Annotated in this window: 19 protein-coding genes; 6 read left to right on the plus strand and 13 right to left on the minus strand. The window is 64.0% G+C overall.

Annotated features, from left to right (window positions below):
• Nucleotides 1-65: 65 nt before the first annotated feature.
• The 11 genes from trpB to AC07VL_RS15595 all read right to left on the minus strand — a co-directional run bounded on the left by trpB (nt 66) and on the right by AC07VL_RS15595 (nt 13301).
• Nucleotides 66-1316 (minus strand): tryptophan synthase subunit beta, encoded by a 1251-nt coding sequence (gene trpB / locus AC07VL_RS15545; RefSeq protein WP_494806658.1) that lies wholly within the window; start codon nt 1314-1316, stop codon nt 66-68.
• The gene (locus tag AC07VL_RS15550; protein ID WP_494806659.1) at nt 1309-1992 is read right to left on the minus strand and encodes a phosphoribosylanthranilate isomerase; all 684 of its coding nucleotides are present in this window, start codon (nt 1990-1992) and stop codon (nt 1309-1311) included. Before AC07VL_RS15550 ends, trpB begins: the two co-directional genes overlap by 8 nt.
• 22 nt (nt 1993-2014) lie before the next feature.
• Entirely contained in the window at nt 2015-2845 is an 831-nt protein-coding gene (gene truA / locus AC07VL_RS15555) for a tRNA pseudouridine(38-40) synthase TruA (RefSeq protein ID WP_494806660.1), read from the minus strand.
• A gap of 146 nt (nt 2846-2991) precedes the next feature.
• The gene (locus AC07VL_RS15560; protein WP_494806661.1) at nt 2992-5505 is read right to left on the minus strand and encodes a motility hub landmark protein FimV; all 2514 of its coding nucleotides are present in this window, start codon (nt 5503-5505) and stop codon (nt 2992-2994) included.
• A gap of 255 nt (nt 5506-5760) precedes the next feature.
• Entirely contained in the window at nt 5761-6888 is a 1128-nt protein-coding gene (asd, locus tag AC07VL_RS15565; RefSeq protein WP_494806662.1) for an aspartate-semialdehyde dehydrogenase, read from the minus strand.
• A 45-nt stretch (nt 6889-6933) separates the two neighbouring features.
• Complete coding sequence (gene leuB, locus AC07VL_RS15570) at nt 6934-8004, minus strand: 3-isopropylmalate dehydrogenase (RefSeq protein ID WP_494806663.1); 1071 nt, start codon at nt 8002-8004, stop codon at nt 6934-6936.
• A gap of 10 nt (nt 8005-8014) precedes the next feature.
• Nucleotides 8015-8662, minus strand: a complete 648-nt coding sequence (gene leuD, locus AC07VL_RS15575) for a 3-isopropylmalate dehydratase small subunit (protein ID WP_290603339.1) — start codon at nt 8660-8662, stop codon at nt 8015-8017.
• A 51-nt stretch (nt 8663-8713) separates the two neighbouring features.
• On the minus strand, nt 8714-8836 hold the full coding sequence (locus tag AC07VL_RS15580) for an entericidin A/B family lipoprotein (protein WP_010400408.1): 123 nt from the start codon (nt 8834-8836) through the stop codon (nt 8714-8716).
• Between the two features lie 68 nt (nt 8837-8904).
• On the minus strand, nt 8905-10308 hold the full coding sequence (leuC, locus tag AC07VL_RS15585) for a 3-isopropylmalate dehydratase large subunit (protein WP_494806664.1): 1404 nt from the start codon (nt 10306-10308) through the stop codon (nt 8905-8907).
• A gap of 276 nt (nt 10309-10584) precedes the next feature.
• Nucleotides 10585-12444, minus strand: coding sequence for a chemotaxis protein CheA (locus tag AC07VL_RS15590; protein ID WP_494806665.1), 1860 nt, complete (start codon nt 12442-12444; stop codon nt 10585-10587).
• Entirely contained in the window at nt 12444-13301 is an 858-nt protein-coding gene (locus AC07VL_RS15595; RefSeq protein ID WP_494806666.1) for a protein phosphatase CheZ, read from the minus strand. The genes AC07VL_RS15590 and AC07VL_RS15595 overlap by 1 nt, the downstream gene beginning before the upstream one ends.
• 468 nt (nt 13302-13769) lie before the next feature.
• Between AC07VL_RS15595 and AC07VL_RS15600 the strand changes: the two genes are divergently transcribed.
• The 6 genes from AC07VL_RS15600 (at nt 13770) to AC07VL_RS15625 (ending at nt 18278) form a co-directional block, all read left to right on the plus strand.
• Nucleotides 13770-14237, plus strand: a complete 468-nt coding sequence (locus AC07VL_RS15600) for a universal stress protein (protein ID WP_290603343.1) — start codon at nt 13770-13772, stop codon at nt 14235-14237.
• A gap of 139 nt (nt 14238-14376) precedes the next feature.
• Nucleotides 14377-15021, plus strand: coding sequence for a response regulator (locus AC07VL_RS15605; protein ID WP_034750556.1), 645 nt, complete (start codon nt 14377-14379; stop codon nt 15019-15021).
• A gap of 339 nt (nt 15022-15360) precedes the next feature.
• Complete coding sequence (locus tag AC07VL_RS15610; protein ID WP_494806838.1) at nt 15361-16167, plus strand: Crp/Fnr family transcriptional regulator; 807 nt, start codon at nt 15361-15363, stop codon at nt 16165-16167.
• A 227-nt stretch (nt 16168-16394) separates the two neighbouring features.
• On the plus strand, nt 16395-16592 hold the full coding sequence (hemP, locus tag AC07VL_RS15615; protein ID WP_166449765.1) for a hemin uptake protein HemP: 198 nt from the start codon (nt 16395-16397) through the stop codon (nt 16590-16592).
• 88 nt (nt 16593-16680) lie between these two features.
• On the plus strand, nt 16681-17007 hold the full coding sequence (locus AC07VL_RS15620; protein ID WP_494806667.1) for a hypothetical protein: 327 nt from the start codon (nt 16681-16683) through the stop codon (nt 17005-17007).
• A 44-nt stretch (nt 17008-17051) separates the two neighbouring features.
• Nucleotides 17052-18278, plus strand: coding sequence for a DUF2325 domain-containing protein (locus tag AC07VL_RS15625; protein ID WP_494806668.1), 1227 nt, complete (start codon nt 17052-17054; stop codon nt 18276-18278).
• Nucleotides 18279-18341: 63 nt separating this feature from the next.
• Here the strand turns inward: AC07VL_RS15625 and AC07VL_RS15630 are convergent, their stop codons facing one another.
• Both AC07VL_RS15630 and AC07VL_RS15635 read right to left on the minus strand, forming a co-directional pair.
• On the minus strand, nt 18342-18893 hold the full coding sequence (locus AC07VL_RS15630) for a glutathione peroxidase (RefSeq protein WP_494806669.1): 552 nt from the start codon (nt 18891-18893) through the stop codon (nt 18342-18344).
• A 70-nt stretch (nt 18894-18963) separates the two neighbouring features.
• Nucleotides 18964-20328, minus strand: a complete 1365-nt coding sequence (locus AC07VL_RS15635) for a sulfite reductase subunit alpha (protein WP_494806670.1) — start codon at nt 20326-20328, stop codon at nt 18964-18966.
• Nucleotides 20329-20340 lie beyond the last annotated feature (12 nt).

Genomic DNA, 20340 nt, shown 5'->3' on the forward strand with positions numbered 1-20340 from the left:
TTTCAACCCAGGAGCAAAGACCGGGGTCGGCCCCTGAGGGTCCGACCCCGGCCGTTATTGGGGTCTCAGGAGAAATTGAGTCCCATGCGTTCCGCCACGGTATGCATGTCCTTGTCGCCACGGCCCGACAGGTTGGCCAGTACAATTTGATCTTTCGGCAAGGTGGCCGCCAGCTTGGCCGCATAGGCCAGTGCGTGCGACGATTCCAGGGCCGGGATGATGCCTTCGATATGGCAGCAGTCGTGGAAGGCTTGCAGCGCTTCGTCGTCCGTAATGGAGACGTATTGCGCGCGGCCAGAATCTTTCAACCAGGCATGTTCCGGTCCCACGCCCGGGTAGTCCAGGCCCGCGGAGACGGAATGCGTCTCGATGATCTGGCCGTTCTCGTCCTGCAACAGATAGGTGCGGTTGCCGTGCAGCACGCCCGGGAAGCCGGCCGTCAGCGAGGCCGAGTGCTTGCCCGTGTCCAGCCCTTCGCCAGCCGCTTCCACGCCGATCAGCTTGACATCCTTCTGGTCGATGTACGGGTAAAAGATGCCCATGGCGTTCGAGCCGCCGCCGATGCAGGCCAGCACGTAGTCGGGCTGGCGGCCCGTCATTTCCGGCATCTGCACGAGGCATTCCTCGCCGATGACGGACTGGAAATCGCGCACCATCATCGGGTACGGATGGGGGCCGGCGACGGTGCCGATGATGTAAAAGGTGTTTTCGATATTCGTGACCCAGTCGCGCATGGCTTCGTTCAGCGCATCCTTGAGGGTCTTGGAACCGGATTCAACGGGCACGACGGTCGCGCCCAGCAACTTCATGCGGTACACGTTCTGCGCCTGGCGCTTGACGTCTTCGCTGCCCATGTAGACCACGCATTCGAGGCCGAAGCGGGCGCAGATGGTGGCCGTGGCCACGCCATGCTGGCCGGCGCCTGTTTCGGCGATGATGCGCGGCTTGCCCATGCGCTTGGCCAGCAGGGCCTGGCCGATCACGTTGTTGATCTTGTGCGCGCCCGTGTGGTTCAAGTCTTCGCGCTTGAAATAGATCTGCGCGCCGCCCGCCATCTCGGACCAGCGCTTGGCGTGGTAGATGGGCGACGGGCGGCCGACGAAGTGTTTCAGCTCGTAGCGGAACTCTTCGAGGAATTCCGGGTCGGCACTGTAGCGTGCATAGGCGTCCTTCAGCTCGGCCAGCGCATGCGTAAGCGTTTCGGCCACGAAGGAGCCGCCATAGGGGCCGAAGTGGCCGCGCGGGTCGGGAAACGGGTAGTCGGTGGCGTGGAACAATGCGGCGGCTGCGCCGGGCGCTGTGGTGTGGTCATTCATGGTGATTTCCTCTGGCAATGATGGCATCGGCATCCTGCACCGCGGCGATAAACGCGCGGACACGGGACGCGTCCTTGATGCCCTTGGACGCTTCGACACCACTGCTGATGTCGACGGCGTAAGGGCGCACGCGCACCACTGCGTCAGTCGCGTTTTGTACGCTCAAGCCACCACTTAAAACGACCCGAGGCGCGAGTTCTTCTGGAATGAGGGACCAATCAAATACCTTTCCTGCACCGCCATACGCATCCACATAGGTATCGAGCAAGAGGCTCGAGAACAAGGGACTGGCGGCGCGATAGCGCTGTTCGTATTCTAGCAAATCTTCAAAGGAGGTGTCGGGTTTGACGCGGAACACTTGCGTAAACGGCGTATTCACGGCGCCGGCCAGCGCGGCGCTGTGCTCGGGCGTCTCGTCGCCATGAAATTGCAGCAGAGATAAAGGCGCCACGGCCCTGGTTGCCCGTACTTCTTCCACCGTGGCATTGACGAACAGGCCCACCGTCGTCACGTAGGGCGGGATGGCGGCGATCAGGCTGGCGGCCTGCGCGGGCGTCACGTAGCGGGGGCTTTTCGGATAAAACACGAAGCCGATGGCGTCGGCGCCCGCCGCCACGACGGCGGCGATGTCTTCGACGCGGGTCAGGCCGCAGATCTTGATGCGTGTGCGTGGCATGCGATTCCTTTATTGATGCAGATCAAAACCAAGGCAAGGCGCTACTACTGTCTTGCGGCAAGTCCCATTTCGGATCGTAATCGATCTTCGCCAGGTACAGGCCATCGGGCATGAAGGTGGGCGCGGCCGCATGGCGGTCACGGCTTTCCAACAAATGCCCCAGCCATTCCGGCTTTTCCCGCCCCGTGCCGATGTAGACGAGCGAGCCGACAAGGTTGCGCACCATGTGATGCAGGAAGGCATTGGCCGTAATCGTAAAAATCACGCAATCGCCGCGCCGCTCGATCCGGATGTCATGCATGAGCTTGACGGGCGACTTGGCCTGGCACTGGGCGGCGCGGAAGGCCGTGAAATCGTGCCAGCCCAGCAGTGGCGCCACGGCCTGGCGCATCAGGTCCACGTCGAGCGGACGGAAAAAGAAGCCGGCGCGCCCTTCCACCAGCGGCGAACGGGTGGCATTGTTGTACAACACATAATGGTAGGTGCGCGCGCGGGCGCTGAAGCGGGCGTGGAAGAAATCGTTGACGGTGGGGTCGCCGGGCAGTTCCTTGGCCCAGCGCACGGCGATGGATTTCGGCAAGAAGGCGTTGACGCCGCGCACCCACGAGTGCACGTCGCGGTTCAGCGCCGTATCGAAGTGCACGACTTGCTCGAGCGCATGCACGCCCGTATCCGTGCGGCCGGCGCAGGTGGTGGCCAGGCGCACGCGGGCAAACTGTTCCAGCGCGTTTTCCAGCTGGTCCTGCACCGTCTGCCCGTCTTCCTGCTTCTGGTACCCATGCCAGGCCGTGCCGTCATACTGCAGGCCCAGGGCGATACGCTTCAATGGCGTTGCTGTCGTAATATTTTGCATCGAAGCATTATACCGGCGCAAAGGCGGCCCCGCCTCCCGACGACACCAGCGCCTGAGACGGCGTTCAGGGCCAGGCGCGCGGTCGAAGACAGTACGAATAGTACGGCGAGACCGTGCAACGCAGCCATGGACGTCGTATCTGGTGCTTAGCTCAGAAGTGCCTTCATTGTATTGGCCTTGGCAACCTGCTCTTCGCTGCCGCCCTTGATGACCTCATCGATCAGCTCGCGCGCGCCTTCCTTGTCGCCGATTTCCTGGTAAGCGATCGCCAGGTCCAGCTTGGTATCCATTTCCATGTGAATGGCCGACAGCGGGTCGTCCACGCCGGCGCTGGCCGTCTTGCCGTCGTGCAAGTCCAGGTCGATGCCGGACAGGTCGAATTCCTGCGCGGGCGGGATGGCTTCCGGCAAGGTGGCCGGCGCTTGCGCGTCGTCAAACAGGCTGTCGATCGACGGCTCGGCCGCCGCGACGGGCGCCGCCGGTGCCGGCGCTGCGGCCGCTGGCGCCACGGGCTCGTCGAGGTCGAAATGGGCCAGGTCCACATCCTTCAGGGGATCGGGCAGCGGCGTCAGGCCCGCCCCCAGTCCATTCACGGGACCGGCTGGCGGCTCCAGGTCAAGGCCGAAATCCATGCTGGCGTCATACTGCGCATCGTGGGCTTCGCGCACCACGGACGCAGGCTGGGCGTCAGGCCCCGGCATGACGATGGGGTCGCTCGTCGAGACGGGTTCGAAATCGAGGCTGTCGAGGTCAAAGTCGAGCGGCTCGCGCGTATCGCGGGCCGTCACGGAGGAGACCGGCTCGGCCGGCGCCAGGTCGGCCAATGGCGCAGGCGTCGACAAATCATCGGGCAAGTCCATGCTGTGGCCACGCACGTCGCCGCCGGCACCCTTGCTCAGGCTGACGACGGCGTCGTCTTCCGTATCGCCATACAGGGGGTTGGTGGGGTCGAGCGCCAGGCCCAGCGCGGCTGCCTGCGGCCACTCCTCGCCCTGGCCCCGCGTCATGCTGTACAGCTCGCTTGCCTGGTCTTCGAAGGCACGCACGTCATTGCGCGCCGAATAGATTTCCAGCAGCTTCAGGCGTGCAGCATGGCGTTCCGGGTGCAGGCGCAGGGCTTCCTTGAGGATATCTTCCGCCTGGCCATCGCGGCCATAGGCGATATACACGTCCGCTTCGGCCACGGGGTCCGTTTCATTGCCTTCCAGCACACTTGCGCCCGCCACGGCGCCGATGCCGGCGGCGGCAGCGGCCGCACCGAACAAATGATTGCTCGCTTCGGACTGCTGGTCTTCCGGCGCCGGGCCGGCCGGCGGCGCGACGGGCGCTTCCGGCTCGAAGACAGGGGCCACGGCTTCGGGCGGGGGCGGCGCGTCCTTGCGGCGGCGCGCGACCACCAGCGCGGCCACGGCGGCCAGCAGCGCGGCGATGCCGATGCCGATGGCGCCCAGGTGGTCATTGATCTTGTCGGTAATGGTCGGCTCCAGCGGCGACGGTTTTTTCACCAGCGGCACCGGTTTGGCCTTCGGAACGGGCGGCTGCGCCTCGGCCGGCACGCTGGCGATGGCGCTGGCCGCCGCACTTGCCGCTGCGCTGGTAGCAGCCTCGGCCGGCTTGGCAGGTGCCGGCGCGCTCTTGTCGGCCATGGCCTTGCTCTTGACCGCCATCAACTTTTCCAGGTCGCTGACGTTCTTTTCCAGCTCCTTGACGCGGGCTGCCGCTTCATCGACCTGTTTCGCCTTGGCGATCTTGTCTTCCTCGCTGGCCACGGCGCTCTTGCCGGCCGACTTGGCGGCCGGTTCCGCCTTCGACAGTTTCAGCTTGTCCTGCGCTTCGCTCACGGCCGTGGGCTTTTCCTGCACTTTCGTGGCGCCGATCTTGCCGGCCGTGCTTTGCGTCGCTTGCGCCGCCTTGGCGGGCTTGCTTTGCGCCACCTGGCCCGCCAGCTTGTTGCGGTAGGCTTCGAAATCGATGGCATGCGCCGTCACCACGCCCTTCGCCTCGGCCGCATCCGTCGCGCGGATGGCCTCCGCGCCGGGCACGGCCAGGATGCGCCCGGCCTGCATGCGGTTCATGTTCTCGCCCTTGAAGGCGTCGGGATTGGCGCGGTACAGGGCGACGAGCATCATGTCGAGCGACACGCCCGACGGCTTGAGCTCGCTGGCGATGCGGCTCAGGGTATCGCCCGCCCTGACCTTGTACTCGCCCGCCGCCTTTTTCGCCGGCGCGCCATCGGCAGCGGCGGCTGCCGGCTTGGCCTTGCCCGGCTCGACTGGCGCCGTCACTTGCGCGCCGCGCGTCTGGCGCGCTTCCGGCGTATCGAGCACGAAGGCATATTCGCGCACCTGGCGCCCGCTCTTGCTGCTCAGTTCCAGCAGCAGGTCGACCATGGGTTCGGCCACCGGCTGTGCCGAACTGATGCGGATGAAGGGCTTGCCGTTGCGGTTTTCCACGGCGAACGTCAAGGCGTTCAGCGCGGGATTGAATTCCACGTTGGCCTGGCGGTAGGCGTCCGGCGGCGCCAGCTTGGCCAGCAGGCTGGCCGCTTCGCCAGGCTTGATGGCCGACAATTCGACCTCGGCGCGCAGCGGCTGGCCGGCGGCGGACAGCACCGTGATCTTGCCCAGCTCGGCTGCGGATGCCGCCGGTGACAATAACACCGCACAGGCGACAGCGCTGCTCAGTGTTTTGATGGCAAGGGAGGCGACCCGGGGACGAGTGTGTACAGGCATAGTTGGCGGCATCTTAGTTGACATGGGAAAACTGTTACTTTTCCAGAGGTATCAACATATCATCATGCCCAGAGCTATGCAAGCTCCGCATGGTTGAGCCTTGACGGGCTCAGGACGAAAAAAAAGCCGGGAAAACAGCCCCGGCTTGATCTGGATCAGCAAATTATTGCTGATTTATTGCTGTTACGCGTCCAGCAGGATGCGCAGCATGCGGCGCAGCGGCTCGGCCGCGCCCCACAGCAATTGATCGCCCACGGTGAAGGCGGACAGGTATTCGCCGCCCATGCTCATCTTGCGCACGCGGCCGACGGGAATCGTCAGGCTGCCCGTGACGGCGGCCGGCGACAGGTCGCGCACGGATGCTTCGCGCGTGTTCGGCACGAATTTCACCCATTGGTTGTTGCTGGCGATGATGTCGTTGATTTCATCGAGCGGCACGTCCTTCTTCAGCTTGATGGTCAGCGCCTGCGAATGGCAGCGCATGGCGCCGATGCGCACGCACAGGCCATCGACGGGAATTTCCTTGGTGCCAAAGTCGATGCCGCGGCCCAGGATCTTGTTCGTTTCCGCGCCCGCCTTCCACTCTTCCTTCGACTGGCCGTTGCCCAGGTCCTTGTCGATCCACGGAATCAGGTTGCCGGCCAGCGGCGCGCCGAACTGCTTGATCTCGTCCGGGGAATAGCCGTGCTGGGTGGCCAGCACTTGGCGGTCGATTTCCAGGATGGCGGACGCTGGGTTGTCCAGCAGCGCCTTGACGGAAGCGTTGATGGTGCCAAATTGCGTCAGCAGCTCGCGCATGTGCTGCGCGCCGCCGCCCGATGCCGCCTGGTAGGTCATCGACGTCATCCAGTCGATCAGGTCGTGCTGGAACAGGCCGCCCAGGCCCATCATCATGCACGAAACGGTGCAGTTGCCGCCGATGTAGTTCTTGACGCCCTTGCCCAGCGCATCCTTGATGACGTGCAGGTTGACGGGGTCGAGCACGATGACGGCGTCTTTTTCCATGCGCAGGGTCGAAGCCGCATCGATCCAGTAGCCGTTCCAGCCGCTCGCGCGCAACTGCGGGAAGACGGCGCTCGTGTAGTCGCCGCCCTGGCAGGAAATGATGATGTCGCACTTGGACAGTTCGGCGATGTTGTTGGCATCCTTGAGGATGGTTTCATTCTTCGCCATGGCCGGCGCCGCGCCGCCCGTGTTCGACGTCGTGAAAAACACCGGTTCGATGTGGGCGAAATCGCCCTCTTCCTGCATGCGCTGCATCAGGACCGAACCGACCATACCGCGCCAACCTACCAAGCCAACTAATTTCATTACCATTCCTCAAGATGAGACGGCGACTGCCGTCATTAGACTATTTTATCCCAGCGCTTTTACAACTGCATCCCCCATCGCCTCGGTGCCGACCAAAGTCGTGCCCGTTTCGTGGATGTCGGCCGTGCGCAAGCCCTGCGCCAATACTTTCTTCACAGCACCTTCGATGCGGTTTGCCTGCTCTTCGCGGTTCAGCGAATAGCGCAGCATCATGGCCGCCGACAGGATCGTCGCCAGCGGATTGGCGATGCCCTTGCCCGCGATATCGGGCGCCGAACCGTGCGATGGCTCGTACAGGCCCTTGTTGTTGGCGTCGAGCGAAGCGGACGGCAGCATGCCGATCGAGCCCGTCAGCATGGCGGCCGCGTCCGACAGGATATCGCCGAACATGTTGCCAGTGACCATGACGTCGAATTTCTTCGGCGCCCGCACCAGTTGCATGGCCGCGTTATCGACGTACATATGATCGAGCGCCACATCCGGGTATTCCTTGTGCACGTCGATGACGATGTCTTTCCAGAACTGGAAGGTTTCCAGCACGTTGGCCTTGTCCACGCTGGTCAGGCGCTTGTCGCGCTTTTGCGCGGCCTGGAAAGCCACGTGGGCGATGCGGCGGATTTCGCCTTCCGCATAGCGCATGGTGTCAAAGCCTTCGCGCTGGCCCTTGAACGGACCGTCCGGGCACTCGCGCACGCCGCGTGGCTGGCCGAAATAAATGTCGCCCGTCAATTCGCGGATGATCAAAATGTCCAGGCCGGACACCACTTCCGGCTTCAGGGTCGAGGCGCCCGCCAGTTCCGGGTACAAAATGGCCGGACGCAGGTTGGCGAACAGGCCCAGGTTCTTGCGCAAGCCCAAAATGGCCTGCTCCGGACGGAACTGGCGCTCCAAGCTATCGTATTGATAGTCGCCGACGGCGCCGAACAACACGGCATCGGCCGCCTTCGCCAGCGCCAGGGTGGCTTCCGGCAAAGGATGGCCATGGGCCGCATAGCCGGCGCCGCCCACGGGCGCTGTTTCCAGCTCGAACGATTCGCCCAGCACATTCAAGACCTTGACGGCTTGCGCGACGATTTCAGGACCGATGCCGTCGCCGGGTAAGATTGCAATTTTCATGGGGTGATCTTTAAATAACGTTGGCCAACCAGGGCTGATTGTTCAAATGGCGCTCTTCGAAGGCGCGGATGTCGTCCGCGTGGCGCAGGGTCAGGCCGATATCGTCGAGCCCATTCATCAGGCAATATTTACGGAAGGTGTCGATCTCGAACGGATAGGACACGGAACCGTTGCTGGTGCGCACGCACTGCTGCTCCAGGTCCACCACCAGCTTGTAGCCGGGGAAAGCCTTGACTTCATTGAACAGGTGCTCGACCTGGCTTTCCGACAGCACGATGGGCAGCAGGCCGTTCTTGTAGCAGTTATTGAAGAAGATGTCGGCAAACGAGGGGGCGATGATGGCGCGGAAGCCATACTGGTCCAGCGCCCACGGCGCGTGTTCGCGCGAGGAGCCGCAGCCGAAATTCTTGCGTGTGAGCAAGATCGACGCGCCCTGGTAGCGCGGCTCGTTGAGCACGAAATCGGGATTCAGCGGGCGGCGGCTGTTGTCCTGGCCCGGTTCGCCATGGTCGAGATAGCGCCATTCGTCGAACAGGTTGGGGCCGAAACCGCTGCGGTGGATCGATTTCAGGAATTGCTTCGGGATAATCGCGTCGGTGTCGACGTTGGCGCGGTCCAGCGGGGCGACCAGGCCTTCGTAAATCGTAAATTTATCCATGCTGTTTCTACTCGGTAGGACGGGCGGCGCGCTGCACCGGCCCGTCACGGTTTATTTTCCGCCGGCGCCAGTGACAACCTGGCCGACTTTCTGCACATCGCGGCCGATACCGGAGACGGTATTGCAGCCAGACAGGATGACGGTGGCGATGAGGAGGGCGAAGAGTTTTTTCATGATGATTTCTTGATAGTAAATAAGGGACCGGGAACGCTAGTGTAAACCAGTCGCACCGGTCCCTGCCGTCATCGCAAAGCCCGCACGTCGACAAAATGGCCGGCGATGCCCGCCGCCGCCGCCATCGCGGGCGACACCAGGTGCGTGCGTCCGCCCTGCCCCTGCCGGCCCTCGAAGTTGCGGTTCGAGGTCGAGGCGCAGCGTTCGCCCGGTTCCAGGCGGTCCGCATTCATGGCCAGACACATGGAGCAGCCCGGCTCGCGCCACTCGAAACCGGCATCCTTGAAGATGCGGTCCAGGCCTTCCCGTTCCGCCTGGTCTTTCACGAGGCCGGAGCCGGGCACCACCAGCGCCAGGGTGACGTTGGAGGCGCGGTACTTGCCGCGCACCACGGCGGCAGCAGCCCGCAAATCCTCGATGCGCGAATTGGTGCAGGAACCGATAAAGACCTTGTCGATGCGGATGTCGGCAATCGGCGTATTCGGTTTCAGGGCCATGTAGACGAGGGCTTTTTCGATGGCGTCGCGCTTGACGCTGTCTTTCTCGTTGTCCGGGTCCGGCACGCGGCCGTCGATGCCGACCACCATCTCGGGCGAAGTGCCCCACGTCACCTGCGGCTCGATCTCGGCCGCGTTGAGCGTGACGACGAGGTCGAAGCGGGCGCCCGGGTCCGAATGCAGGGTGCGCCAGTAGGCCACGGCGCGTTCCCAGTGCGGACCGGCGGGCGAAAACGGACGGCCCTTGACGTAATTGATGGTGGTGTCGTCCACGCCGATGATGCCGGCGCGCGCACCCGCCTCGATGGCCATGTTGCACACCGTCATGCGTCCTTCCATCGACAGGGCGCGGATGGCCGAGCCGCCGAACTCGATACAGTAACCCGTGCCGCCAGCCGTGCCGATCTTGCCGATGATGGCCAGCACGATATCTTTCGCCGTCACGCCGGCCGGCAGAGCGCCGTCGACTTGCACCAGCATGGACTTGGATTTCTTTTGCAGCAAGGTCTGCGTGGCCAGCACGTGCTCGACTTCGGACGTGCCGATGCCGTGCGCCAGCGCGCCGAAGGCGCCGTGCGTGGACGTGTGCGAGTCGCCGCAGACGACCGTCATGCCGGGCAGGGTCGCGCCCTGCTCGGGGCCGATCACATGCACGATACCCTGGCGCTTGTCGTTCATGTTGAAGTAGGTCAAGCCATAGTGCTTGGCGTTCTTGTCCAGGGTTTCCACCTGCAGGCGCGACACGGGATCAAGAATGCCGTCGACGCGGCTGGTGGTGGGCACGTTGTGGTCGGCCACGGCCAGGTTGGCGGAAACGCGCCACGGCTGGCGGCCCGCCACGCTCAAGCCGTCAAAGGCCTGCGGGCTGGTCACTTCATGCAGCAGGTGCCGGTCGATATACAGAATTGTCGTGCCATCATCGTCGGCCCGAACAACGTGGGATTCCCAAAGTTTGTCGTAAAGCGTCTTCATCATGATTTATGCAGCGTTGCCACAGCCTGTTTAAGTGATCTGTCGTACTGATCGAAGGGATCGGCAATGATTATGCCATATATTGTGCAATGCAGAAGCAAAAGCCGCCCCAGCGTGGGATGGGCGATACAAAATTCGGCCCGCATTGCGGATATGGCTAAAAAATTGCTGATACGAAAATCCGCCAAATTGCCGGCGGGGCGAATAAAAATCGAAAAAAACCGAAAAAAAAGCCCGCTGCAGGGGTCTGCAGCGGGCTTGGCGTGGGTGCCGGTGTTTCTAGGCAGCCATGCGCACACTTCCCCTGCAACCATCCATCAGGAAAGATAGGCCCACGACTAGCACCAGCTCGCCTTCGGCGGAGCGGGCGGTACCGGTAATGCCTTCCACGGTGATGGCCGTCATCGGCTTGATCACCAGGTCGGCCGTGCCATCGACGGCTTCCACGGCCAGAATGTACGGCTGTGGCGCGGCGACAACAATGCCCACGCGCTCGCTGCACGATTCGTAGCCCAGGGCGCCGGCCAGCGAGCGCACGGGCAACGGACGGCCCTGGTCCTTCAGCACGGGCGCGCCGCCCACTTCCATGAAGGTTTCCGGCAATTCGACGACGCGCTGCACCACCGCCATCGGCAGCGCCAGCGCGGCGCCCGAGGTCGACACCAGCATGGTCGGCACGATGGACAGCTCGATCGGCAGGCGGATGGCGAACTTCGTGCCCTTGCCCAGCATGGATTCGATGTGGATGGCGCCGCGGTTTTTCTCCACGGCCGTCTTCACCACGTCCATGCCGACGCCGCGCCCGGAGACGCTGGAGGCCACTTCCTTGGTCGAGAAGCCCGGCAGGAACACCAGCTGGAAGCACTCGTCGTTGCTCAATTGCGCGTTTTCGCTGATCAGGCCCTTTTGCTGTGCCTTGCTGCGCAGGAAGACCGGGTCCATGCCCTTGCCGTCATCCTGCAGCACGATCATGACGCTGTTGGCTTCCTGCCAGGCTTTCAGCGAAATATACGACTTGGCGGGCTTGCCGGCGGCCAGGCGCGCTTCCGGCGATTCGACGCCATGGTCGAGCGAGTTGCGCAGCATGTGCACGAGCGGATCGTACAGGCTGTCGACCACGACGCGGTCCACTTCCGTCTCCGCGCCCTCGATGGTCAGTTCGACATCCTTGCCCAGGTCTTTCGCCAGCTCGCGCACGAGGCGCGGGAATTTCTGGAACAGACGTCCCACGGGCTGCATGCGCGTGGCCAGGGTGGCCCGCTGCAGTTCCGTCGAATAGCGCGAGGCCCGTTCCAGGGTTTCCGCCAGGGTCGCCATCAGGGTGGCGGCCTGGCCTTCGAATTTGAATTGCAGCAGGCGCTCGAGCAGCACGGCAGCCTGGTTGGCGGCCTGCACGGATTCGCCGGCCACTTCCAGCAAGGCGTCGAGCTTGACGGCGTCGACGCGGATGCTGTCTTCCTTGACGGGCGCGGCATGGCGCACGTCGGGACGCTCCTCGCGGCGTTCCGTGCCATCCCAGGCCTTGGGGGCGGGCTTGGCGGCTGCCACAGGCGCGGCGGCAGATGCGGCCGCCGGGGCAGGCGCGGCCACGACGGCCAGCTGGCTGCCTGCCGGCACGACGGCGTTGTACATGCCTTCCCAGTCCAGGCCATCGGCGCTGGCCGTGGCAAGCGGCGCGGCCGGCGCGGCCACGGCGACTTCGGCCACGGCGGCGGGCGCCACGGCAGCAGCAGCCGGGGCCGGCGCATCCATGCCCTTGCCTTCGATGGCGTTCGTCAGGATATGTTCCAGCTCTTCCGGCATGGCCGGCAGGCTTTCCGGCGCGGAACCGTTGGCCAGTTCCGTCAGCTGGTCGGCCACGAAGCCGGACGCCTGCAGCGCCGCCTCGATGGCGATGGGGGTCACGGGCGCGGCACCCGTGCGCAAGGCATCGAACAGGTTTTCCGTCAGATGGCAGGCGGCCACCAGCGCGGGCAAGCCCATGAAGCCGGCGCCGCCCTTGATGGTGTGAAAAGAACGAAACACGGCATTCAGTGTTTCCTTGTTGTCCGGATCGCGTTCGAGACGCAATAAGTGCTCTTCAACATTAACCGCAAGATCCATCGCCTCGACGACGAAATCCTTGAGCATATCGTCCATTAGAATCCCAAATCCGCAAGAAGGTCGTCAACATTGTCCTGGTCCAGCGCCACCGACGGCACGGACGGGCCCTGCATCAGCGGCACCGGTTTTTGCGCCAGCTTTTCGCGCACTTCGGCCGGCGCGTTATCGCGCAGCAACTGCGCCAGTTCGTTTTCCACCGTCTTGGTGATGTTGACCACTTTTTTGATCAGCTGGCCCGTGATGTCCTGGAAGTCCTGCGCCATCATGATTTCCAGCAGGCGCGCCTTTTCCGCTTCCGTGGCCTCGGCCACGGCTTGCGCGAACTGGCGCGAGTCGCCGGCCAGGGCCTTGAATTCTTCCAGGCTCAGCTTGCCATCGAACAGGGCCGTCCAGCGGCTGTCCATGTCCTTCGCCTTTTTCGACAGCACATCCTGTGCCGGCATGCCTTCGTCGAGCGTGTTCAAGACCTTGTTGGCAGCCTGTTCCGTCAGAGTGGCGACGTATTCCAGGCGGTCCTGGGCGTCGACGATCTGCGACGACGCTTCCGTCAGCGCCTTGTCGTAGCCCAGTTCGCGCAGCGAGTCGTGCAGCAGGCGCACGATGCCGCCCAGGCGTTCGAACATCGGCTTGTCGGACTGGTCGACGGGGTCGGCTGCGTCGCCGGGTGCGGCCGCTTCCACCAGGGCCGGAGCGGCAGCGGCAGGCTCGGGGGCGGCAGGCGCGGGAGCTGGCACGGCGGCGCTGGCCGACACGGCATCGAACAGCGCGTCGAAATCGTCGTCCGCGATCACGGCGGGAGCGGGCGCGGCGGCAGGCGCGGGCTTGGCCGCGGCCGCGCTTTGCGCAGATACTTCATCGAATAATGCATCGAAATCATCAGCGGCGTTGGTCATATCCCTGCTTCTCCATAATTTGTCAAAATTCCGCCTGAACTGTGCGTTTTACAGACTGATACCCGCAATTTCTCGATTAAGATGATTTGAGGCAATACCGCTGCGATGGTGCGAGTGTAGCAGGGCGCCGCCCTGTTGGTAAATCTCAAAACGCGCTTCCCGCTGCAAAGCGGGCTTGCAAGAGCTTTTCCACCAGGAAATAAGTGTTCCCACTGTTGTATTTTGAAATACTACCATTGGCGTGCAGGCAAGACCACGCCTGACGCAAGAAATCCTGCCCCTGTGCGGCACGCGCAACGCCGGCCCGTGGCGGCCATGGTGGGCAAACACACGGTCTTTCTGCCAATGTTGTCTATACTGAAGGTGCAGTAGTATTGATAATTATCAAGTCTTTACATGAATACAATGCTGCCGCCACGTCTACAATAAGGGCGTTGCGCGCGCTGGTCCACCGCCGAAGGAGCTGCCATGTATAAGAAAATTCTGATCGCCACGGACGGTTCCACCGTCTCCAACCTGACCGCCTGCGCCGGTGTCGCCTTTGCCGAACAGATGCACGCCGACATCCTCGCCCTGTACGTGGCGCCCGAATACCAGTACCCGGTGTACATCGAGATCATCCCGCCCAGCTATCCCAGCGAGGAGGAGTACCGCATCGCCATGCGCAAGGCGGGCGCCGACCACTGGCAGCCGATCCTCGATGCGGCTGCCAGGCGGGGCCTGGAGGCGACGGGCCTGACCGCCTTTTCCGACAGCCCCGCCCTGAAGATCGTGGAAGTGGCCCAGCTCCAGCATTGCGACCTGATCTTCATGGGCTCGCACGGCCGCAGCGGCTGGGGCCAGCTGCTGCTGGGCAGCGTGACGAACAAGGTGCTGTCGCATTCCAAGCTGCCGGTGCTGGTGCACAGGCTGATCAAGGAACCCGCGCCGCAGTAGCGGGTCACATGGCAACAGGATGCCGCCAGCCTGCAACTGTTAAGAAAAAGGCAAAGCTGGCGCCGTTTTCAGTTAATATGACAATCTTACCCGTTTCCTAACATCGGGGGCCGCCAAGGCCCCGCCAGATCGCCCGCCTATGATACGCATTGTGATTGCCGACGACCACACCATCATGCGCGAGGGCCTGAAGCGCATCCTCGACGGCGCGCCGGACATCGACATCGTCGGCGAAGCCATCGACGGCTTCGAAGTGCTCAACCACGTGCGCCAGGGCGGCTTCGACCTGCTGCTGCTGGACCTGTCGATGCCGGGGCGCAGCGGCGTCGACCTGATCCGGCAGATCCGCAGCGAAGCGCCCAAGCTGGCCATCCTCATCCTCACCATGCACGAGGAAGAGCAATATGCCGTGCGCGCCATCCGCGCCGGGGCGCAAGGCTACCTGACCAAGGAGAGCGCGGGCACGCAGTTGGTGGGCGCCATCCACAAGGTAGCCTCGGGACGCCCCTACATCAGTGCCGAAGTGGCGGAACAGCTCGTGCTCAACATCATGATGCCGAATGAAAGCCTGCTGCACAAACAGCTGTCGGACCGCGAATTCGAAGTCTTCTCGCTGCTGGTGGCGGGCAAGTCGATCACGGAGATCGCCAACAATTTGCACCTGAGCGTGAAGACGGTCAGCACGCACAAGACGCGCATCATGCAAAAGATGGGCATGAGTTCACTATCGGAAATGGTGCAGTACGCGGTGGCCCACCGGCTGCTGTCCCCCTTCAAGACATGAGCACCCATTCCTGCGCTGCCAGGCGTAGGAACAATCCTACATCAGCTACCGCAGCTCCTACTGCCATATTCAGCCACTGCTGATATTAATTCCCCAAGGTTGTTGGCATACTGAAACCAGTCATCAAGTTGCTGGGAAGTTATTTCATCACACAGCAAGTCTTCAGCGAATTGAGCACTACCTGCCAGGACGCGCGCCGCCAGCCCTTGCGCCGTGCCCGCCGCCCGTGTGCACTCCGTCATTCAACTCTGAACTACCTGTCACCAGGAGATGAACATGCTGTCCACGCAAACGCCTGAAACCCGCCCTGCCCCAGCATCGCTGCCTCCTGCCGCCCCGATGGAAGCGGGACGCCAGCGCCAGGGACGGCTGTGGTCGAACCTGAAGGAAGTATGCGAACTGCTGCATATCTCCAGCGCCTGCACCATCGCCGCCGACGAGCTGCTGTTCCAGCACGTGCAATTCAAGACGGGGCAGCGCGTGCATACCATCGGCCAGCCCTTCGACACCCTGTACATCGTCAACTCGGGCTTCCTGAAAACCGTGCTCATCGACGAATTCGGCAATGAACAGGTGCTCAGCTTCCCCATGAAGGGCGACATGCTGGGCGTGGACGGCATCCACTCGCGCCATTATTCGTCGGAAGCCGTGGCCCTGTCCGACTGCGACCTGATCCTGCTGCCGTTCAAGAAGCTCACGGCCCTGGGCCGGGTCCACCTGGAACTGGAAAACGTCATGTACGGCGTGATGAGTCGCGAACTGGTGCGCGAGCAAGCCATGATCGGCATGCTGGGCGCCCTCAGCGCCGAAGCCCGCGTGGCGCGCTTCCTCGTCTCGCTGGCCGACCGCTTCGCGCAGATGGGCTACTCGAGCAAGCTGTTCAACCTGCGCATGACGCGCCATGAAATCGGCAGCTATTTGGGCCTGACCCTGGAAACCGTCAGCCGCACCCTGTCCGCCTTCAATGAAATCGGCCTCATCACGGTCGACCAGCGCACCATCGGTATCAAGGACCCGGATGCCCTGAAGACCCTGCGCCGCCTGCCGCCATCGCGCTCGCGCGCCAAGCAGCTGGCCGCCGCCAAGCTGAAAGCCGATACGGCAGCAGCCACCACGGCCTCCGCGCAACTGCTGGCCACCATTTAACCCCATCCCAGATTCAAGCTTGGCACAGGCTTGGCCCGGCCGAGGCGCGCAAACGCCTCGCCGGGTCTTTTTTGCGTCCCCTCCCCGCGCGCGCCGCATTGCCAGCCCCTTCCGCCCCCGTCTGCGCGCGCACCCCGCACTCCCCGAAAATAAGCCTTGCTTTTCGGGCCACATTCAAGAATAATGCAAATACGAATCATTCTCAACTGAGACAAAGAAAGCCCAACATGCAAAGCTCAAAACCAGCCTTGATCCAGGATGCCGCCACCGCCCACGTCCGTCCGCCCGTCAGCGTGGCGCAACCGGCGCGCCGCATCACCAGCGAAGCGCTGCTGCAGCAGGGCCGCGAAGTGGAGATTGAACACAGCGGCAAGATCTATCGCCTGCGCGTGACCCAGTTGAACAAGCTGATCCTGACTGCCTGACACCGCACGGCAGCCAGCCACCCCACTCGCCAGCCAGTCGCGCCCCGCGTGCGCGCCAGCCAGCCAAACCACCGCACAGGAGCGTTTGATGGCGACCGACCAACCTGCTTCGAAGTTTTCGTCCATGCAAGGGCAACAGCCTGAGTTGATGCTGTCGGCCGTGCTGCACCTGATGTCGCACTACCATGCGGACGGCGCCTGCCCGAAACTGGTCGGCGTCATCGAACGCCACCTGCAGGCGCTGTCCGGCCTGCCCGACCTCGGTCCCGTGCTGCAGGCCACCTGCCAGCAGCTGTCGCAGCAGTGGGCCGCGCTGGCGGCCCTGCACCGCCCTGCGCCTGCCAGGACCACAGTTATCGAACGCCTGACCCGCCTGCTCGGTCCCCGGCGTCCCGCCGTCCCCCAGCCCCAGTAATTGCCCCGCCCCCACTCCCTTTCACCGCCCACCAGGATATCGCCATGTGTGACAAAGACAAGTCCCTGCCCGTCATCAGCAATTGTTCCAGCGGCGCGGCCGACACGACCGCCCTTGCCTCGCGCCGCCGGCGCCTGTGGGAACTGTCGCATACCTGCCATTGCCCCCTGGTGGGCGTGGGTTTGCCGCTGGGATACTTGCGCAAGCTGGTGGGCAAGATGACGGGCGGCAGGGTCCTGGCCGACGACTACGAAGTGCACGTGGGCGCCGTGACGGAATGCGGCGCGCGCAACCGCCTGTCCGAAGCGCTGCAGAAGGAACTGGAACGCCGCTACGCGCCCGTCATCCTGCGCTTTCGCGGCGCCAAGACGACGCAGCAAGTGGCCGAACTGTGGCGCACGGCCGTCGCCAACGGCGACGTGTCGGGCGCCTTCTGGGCCGGCCTGACGCACCCGCGCTGCGACGCGGAACTGGAAGAGCAGATGTGCCGCGACCTGCACATGATCCAGCATCAGGCAGGCGCATGCGTGCGCGCCGACATGGGCAAGTTCACGGCCCTGCAGGAGGAAAATGCGCGCCTGGCGCACGAACTGGCCAGGCTGCAGCAGCGCAGCCAGGCCATGCTGCAGGAAAAGACGGGCGAACTGGAGCGCCAGGAGGCCGTGCTGCAGCGCACGCGGTTTGACTCGATCGGCAAGGACAGCATCATCGAGGACTTGCGCGGGGAGCTGGCGCAGCTGCAGGCAGCCATCCCGGCGCTGGAATCGCGCACGCGCCTGGTCGAGCGCCTGGCGCAGATGGATGAGCGGGAAAAGGAACTGCGCCAGCAAATCGCGGAATTGAAGCAGGCCCAACCGCGCCAAGCCACGGCCGTGCCGCCGCCGGCGCCGAAACTGGAAGTACCTACGGGCGGCAAGCTGAAAATGCCCATCCGCCTCGTCGATCAGAGCGTGCTGTGCGTGGGCGGGCGCAGCGGCAATGTCGCCACCTACCGCGCCCTGATCGAACGGGTGGGCGCGCAATTCGCCCACCACGACGGCGGCCTGGAAGACAATGCCAACCTGCTCGATTCGAGCCTGGCAGCAGCCGACCTGGTGATTTGCCAGACGGGCTGCATCAGCCACAGCGCCTACTGGCGCGTGAAGGATTACTGCAAGCGCACGGGCAAGCGCTGCGTCTTCATCGACAATCCCAGCATTTCCAGCCTGGCGCGCGGCTTGCAGGAAGTCAGCGGAGAAATGGAACCTGCCATGCTGAACACGGCAGACTAGGCACGGACAAGGGCGGCGCGGACAGCGCCGCAACGTCGGCGCCGCCCGCCGATGCCTTCCCGTTCAGGCCACCAGTTCGCGCGCGATGGCATCGCGCAGAATCGCGTCGTCCACCGTCGTGTCGGGCGCAAAGCGTCCCACCACCTTGCCCTCCTTGCTGATCAAAAATTTCTCGAAATTCCACAGCACGTCGCCGGGGTGTTCCTGCGTGATGCCGTAGCCGGCCAGCTTGGCGCGGAAATCGCTGCCCGGCTTTTCCTGCGCCCGCGGCTGCTCCTGCACGAGGCGCTGGTACAGCGGATGCTGGCCCGGGCCCTTGACGACGATCTTTTCAAACATGGGAAATTGCACGCCAAAGGTGCCGCGGCAAAAGTCCGCGATCTCGGCATTGCTGCCCGGTTCCTGCGCGCCGAATTCATTGGCGGGAAAGCCGGCCACTACCAGGCCCTCGGCCTGCTTGTCGGCGTAGAGTTTTTCCAGCCCTGCGTACTGGGGCGTCAGGCCGCAGGCGGATGCCACGTTGACCACCAGCACCACCTTGCCGCGATACGCGTCCAGGCTGCTGGAGTCGCCATTGATGCGGCGCAAGGGAATGTCGTAGATACTGTCGCTCATGATGGTTCTCCCTGGAAGAAACAACCATCATAGCCGCCCGCGCGCGAACGCGCTGGCGGCGCGAAAAAACTCAGTAGACGTCGCGGCGGTAGCGCCCTTCCGCGGCCAGCGCGTCGAGCGCGGGGCGGCCCAGCATCTCCTGCAGGGCCTGGTCGACGCCGCCCGCCATACCGGCCAGGCTGCCGCAGATGTAGATGGCGGCGCCCTGTTCCAGCCACAGCCTGACTTCGTCGGCATTGCCGCGCAGGCGGTCCTGCACGTAGGTGCGCTCCGCCTGGTCGCGCGAAAACGCCAGGTCCAGGCGCGGCAGGTCGCCGCTCGCATGCCAGCCTTCGATTTCTTCCCGATAGTGGAAATCATGGGCAAGGTTGCGTTCGCCAAAGATCAGCCAGTTGCGCCGCTGTCCCGCCAGCACGCGGCTTTTCAGGTGGCCGCGCAAGCCCGCGATGCCGCTGCCGTTGCCGATCAGAATCAAGGGACGCCGGGCATTGTCTTCCAGGCGGAAACGCCGGTGCTGGCGCAGGCGCAGCTGTACCACGTCGCCGACGGCCGCCTGCGCCGTCAGCCAGCCCGAGGCCAGGCCCAGGCTGCCGTCGGGATGCGCATGCTGGCGCACCAGCAAGTGCACGCTGCCATCGCGCGGGATCGAGGCGATGGAATATTCGCGCGGTTGCGCAGGATCAAGCGGCGCGGCCACCTGCACCAGGTCGCCCGACTGCCAGTCAGGCAGGCTGCCGGCCACGGGCGCCAGTTCCACGTGATAGATGGCGCCGCCCGCGCTGCCGGGATTCAGCAGCTGCCTGCGCGTCAGGCGCCACTCGCCAAAGGCGGGCGCGCTCCAGTCGGGCGCGTCGCTGGTGCCGGCCAGGTGGCTCAGGTGCTGGAACCATTGCTCGATGGCGGCGCTGGCGCTGCGGTCGACCTCGATGCGCTCGAACAGGCGCGAAGCGCCCTGGGCCGCCAGCCAGGCGTCGAGCGCGCGGCCAAAGCCGCAATACTGGCCATAGCTGCGGTCGCCCAGGGCCAGCACGGCGTAATGCAGTTGCGGCAGCGCCAGCCCGCCCGTCATCAGCCGGCCCATGAAGGCGGCCGCATTGTCGGGCGCGTCGCCTTCGCCATAGGTGCTGACCAGGAACAAGGCGCGCTCCGCTTGCTGCAGATCCACGGCCGTCAGCTCGGCGAGCGGGCACAGGCGCACGGCAATGCCGGCCAGTTGCAGGCTCTGCGCCGTTTGCGTGGCCAGTTCTTCGGCATTGCCCGTCTGGCTCGCATACGCCACCAGCCAGGGACGGCTATGGGCCAGGGCCGCCCTGGCGGCATCGGACGCGCGGCGCTTGCTGCGCGCGCGCAGCCACGGTGCCAGGCACACGCCTGCATAGCTGAGGGACAGGGCGGCCAGCATGGCCAGCCGCGTCGTATCGTGCGTAAAAATCATGGGAAATAAATC

The organism is Janthinobacterium sp. GW821-FHT03C08 (assembly GCF_059420905.1).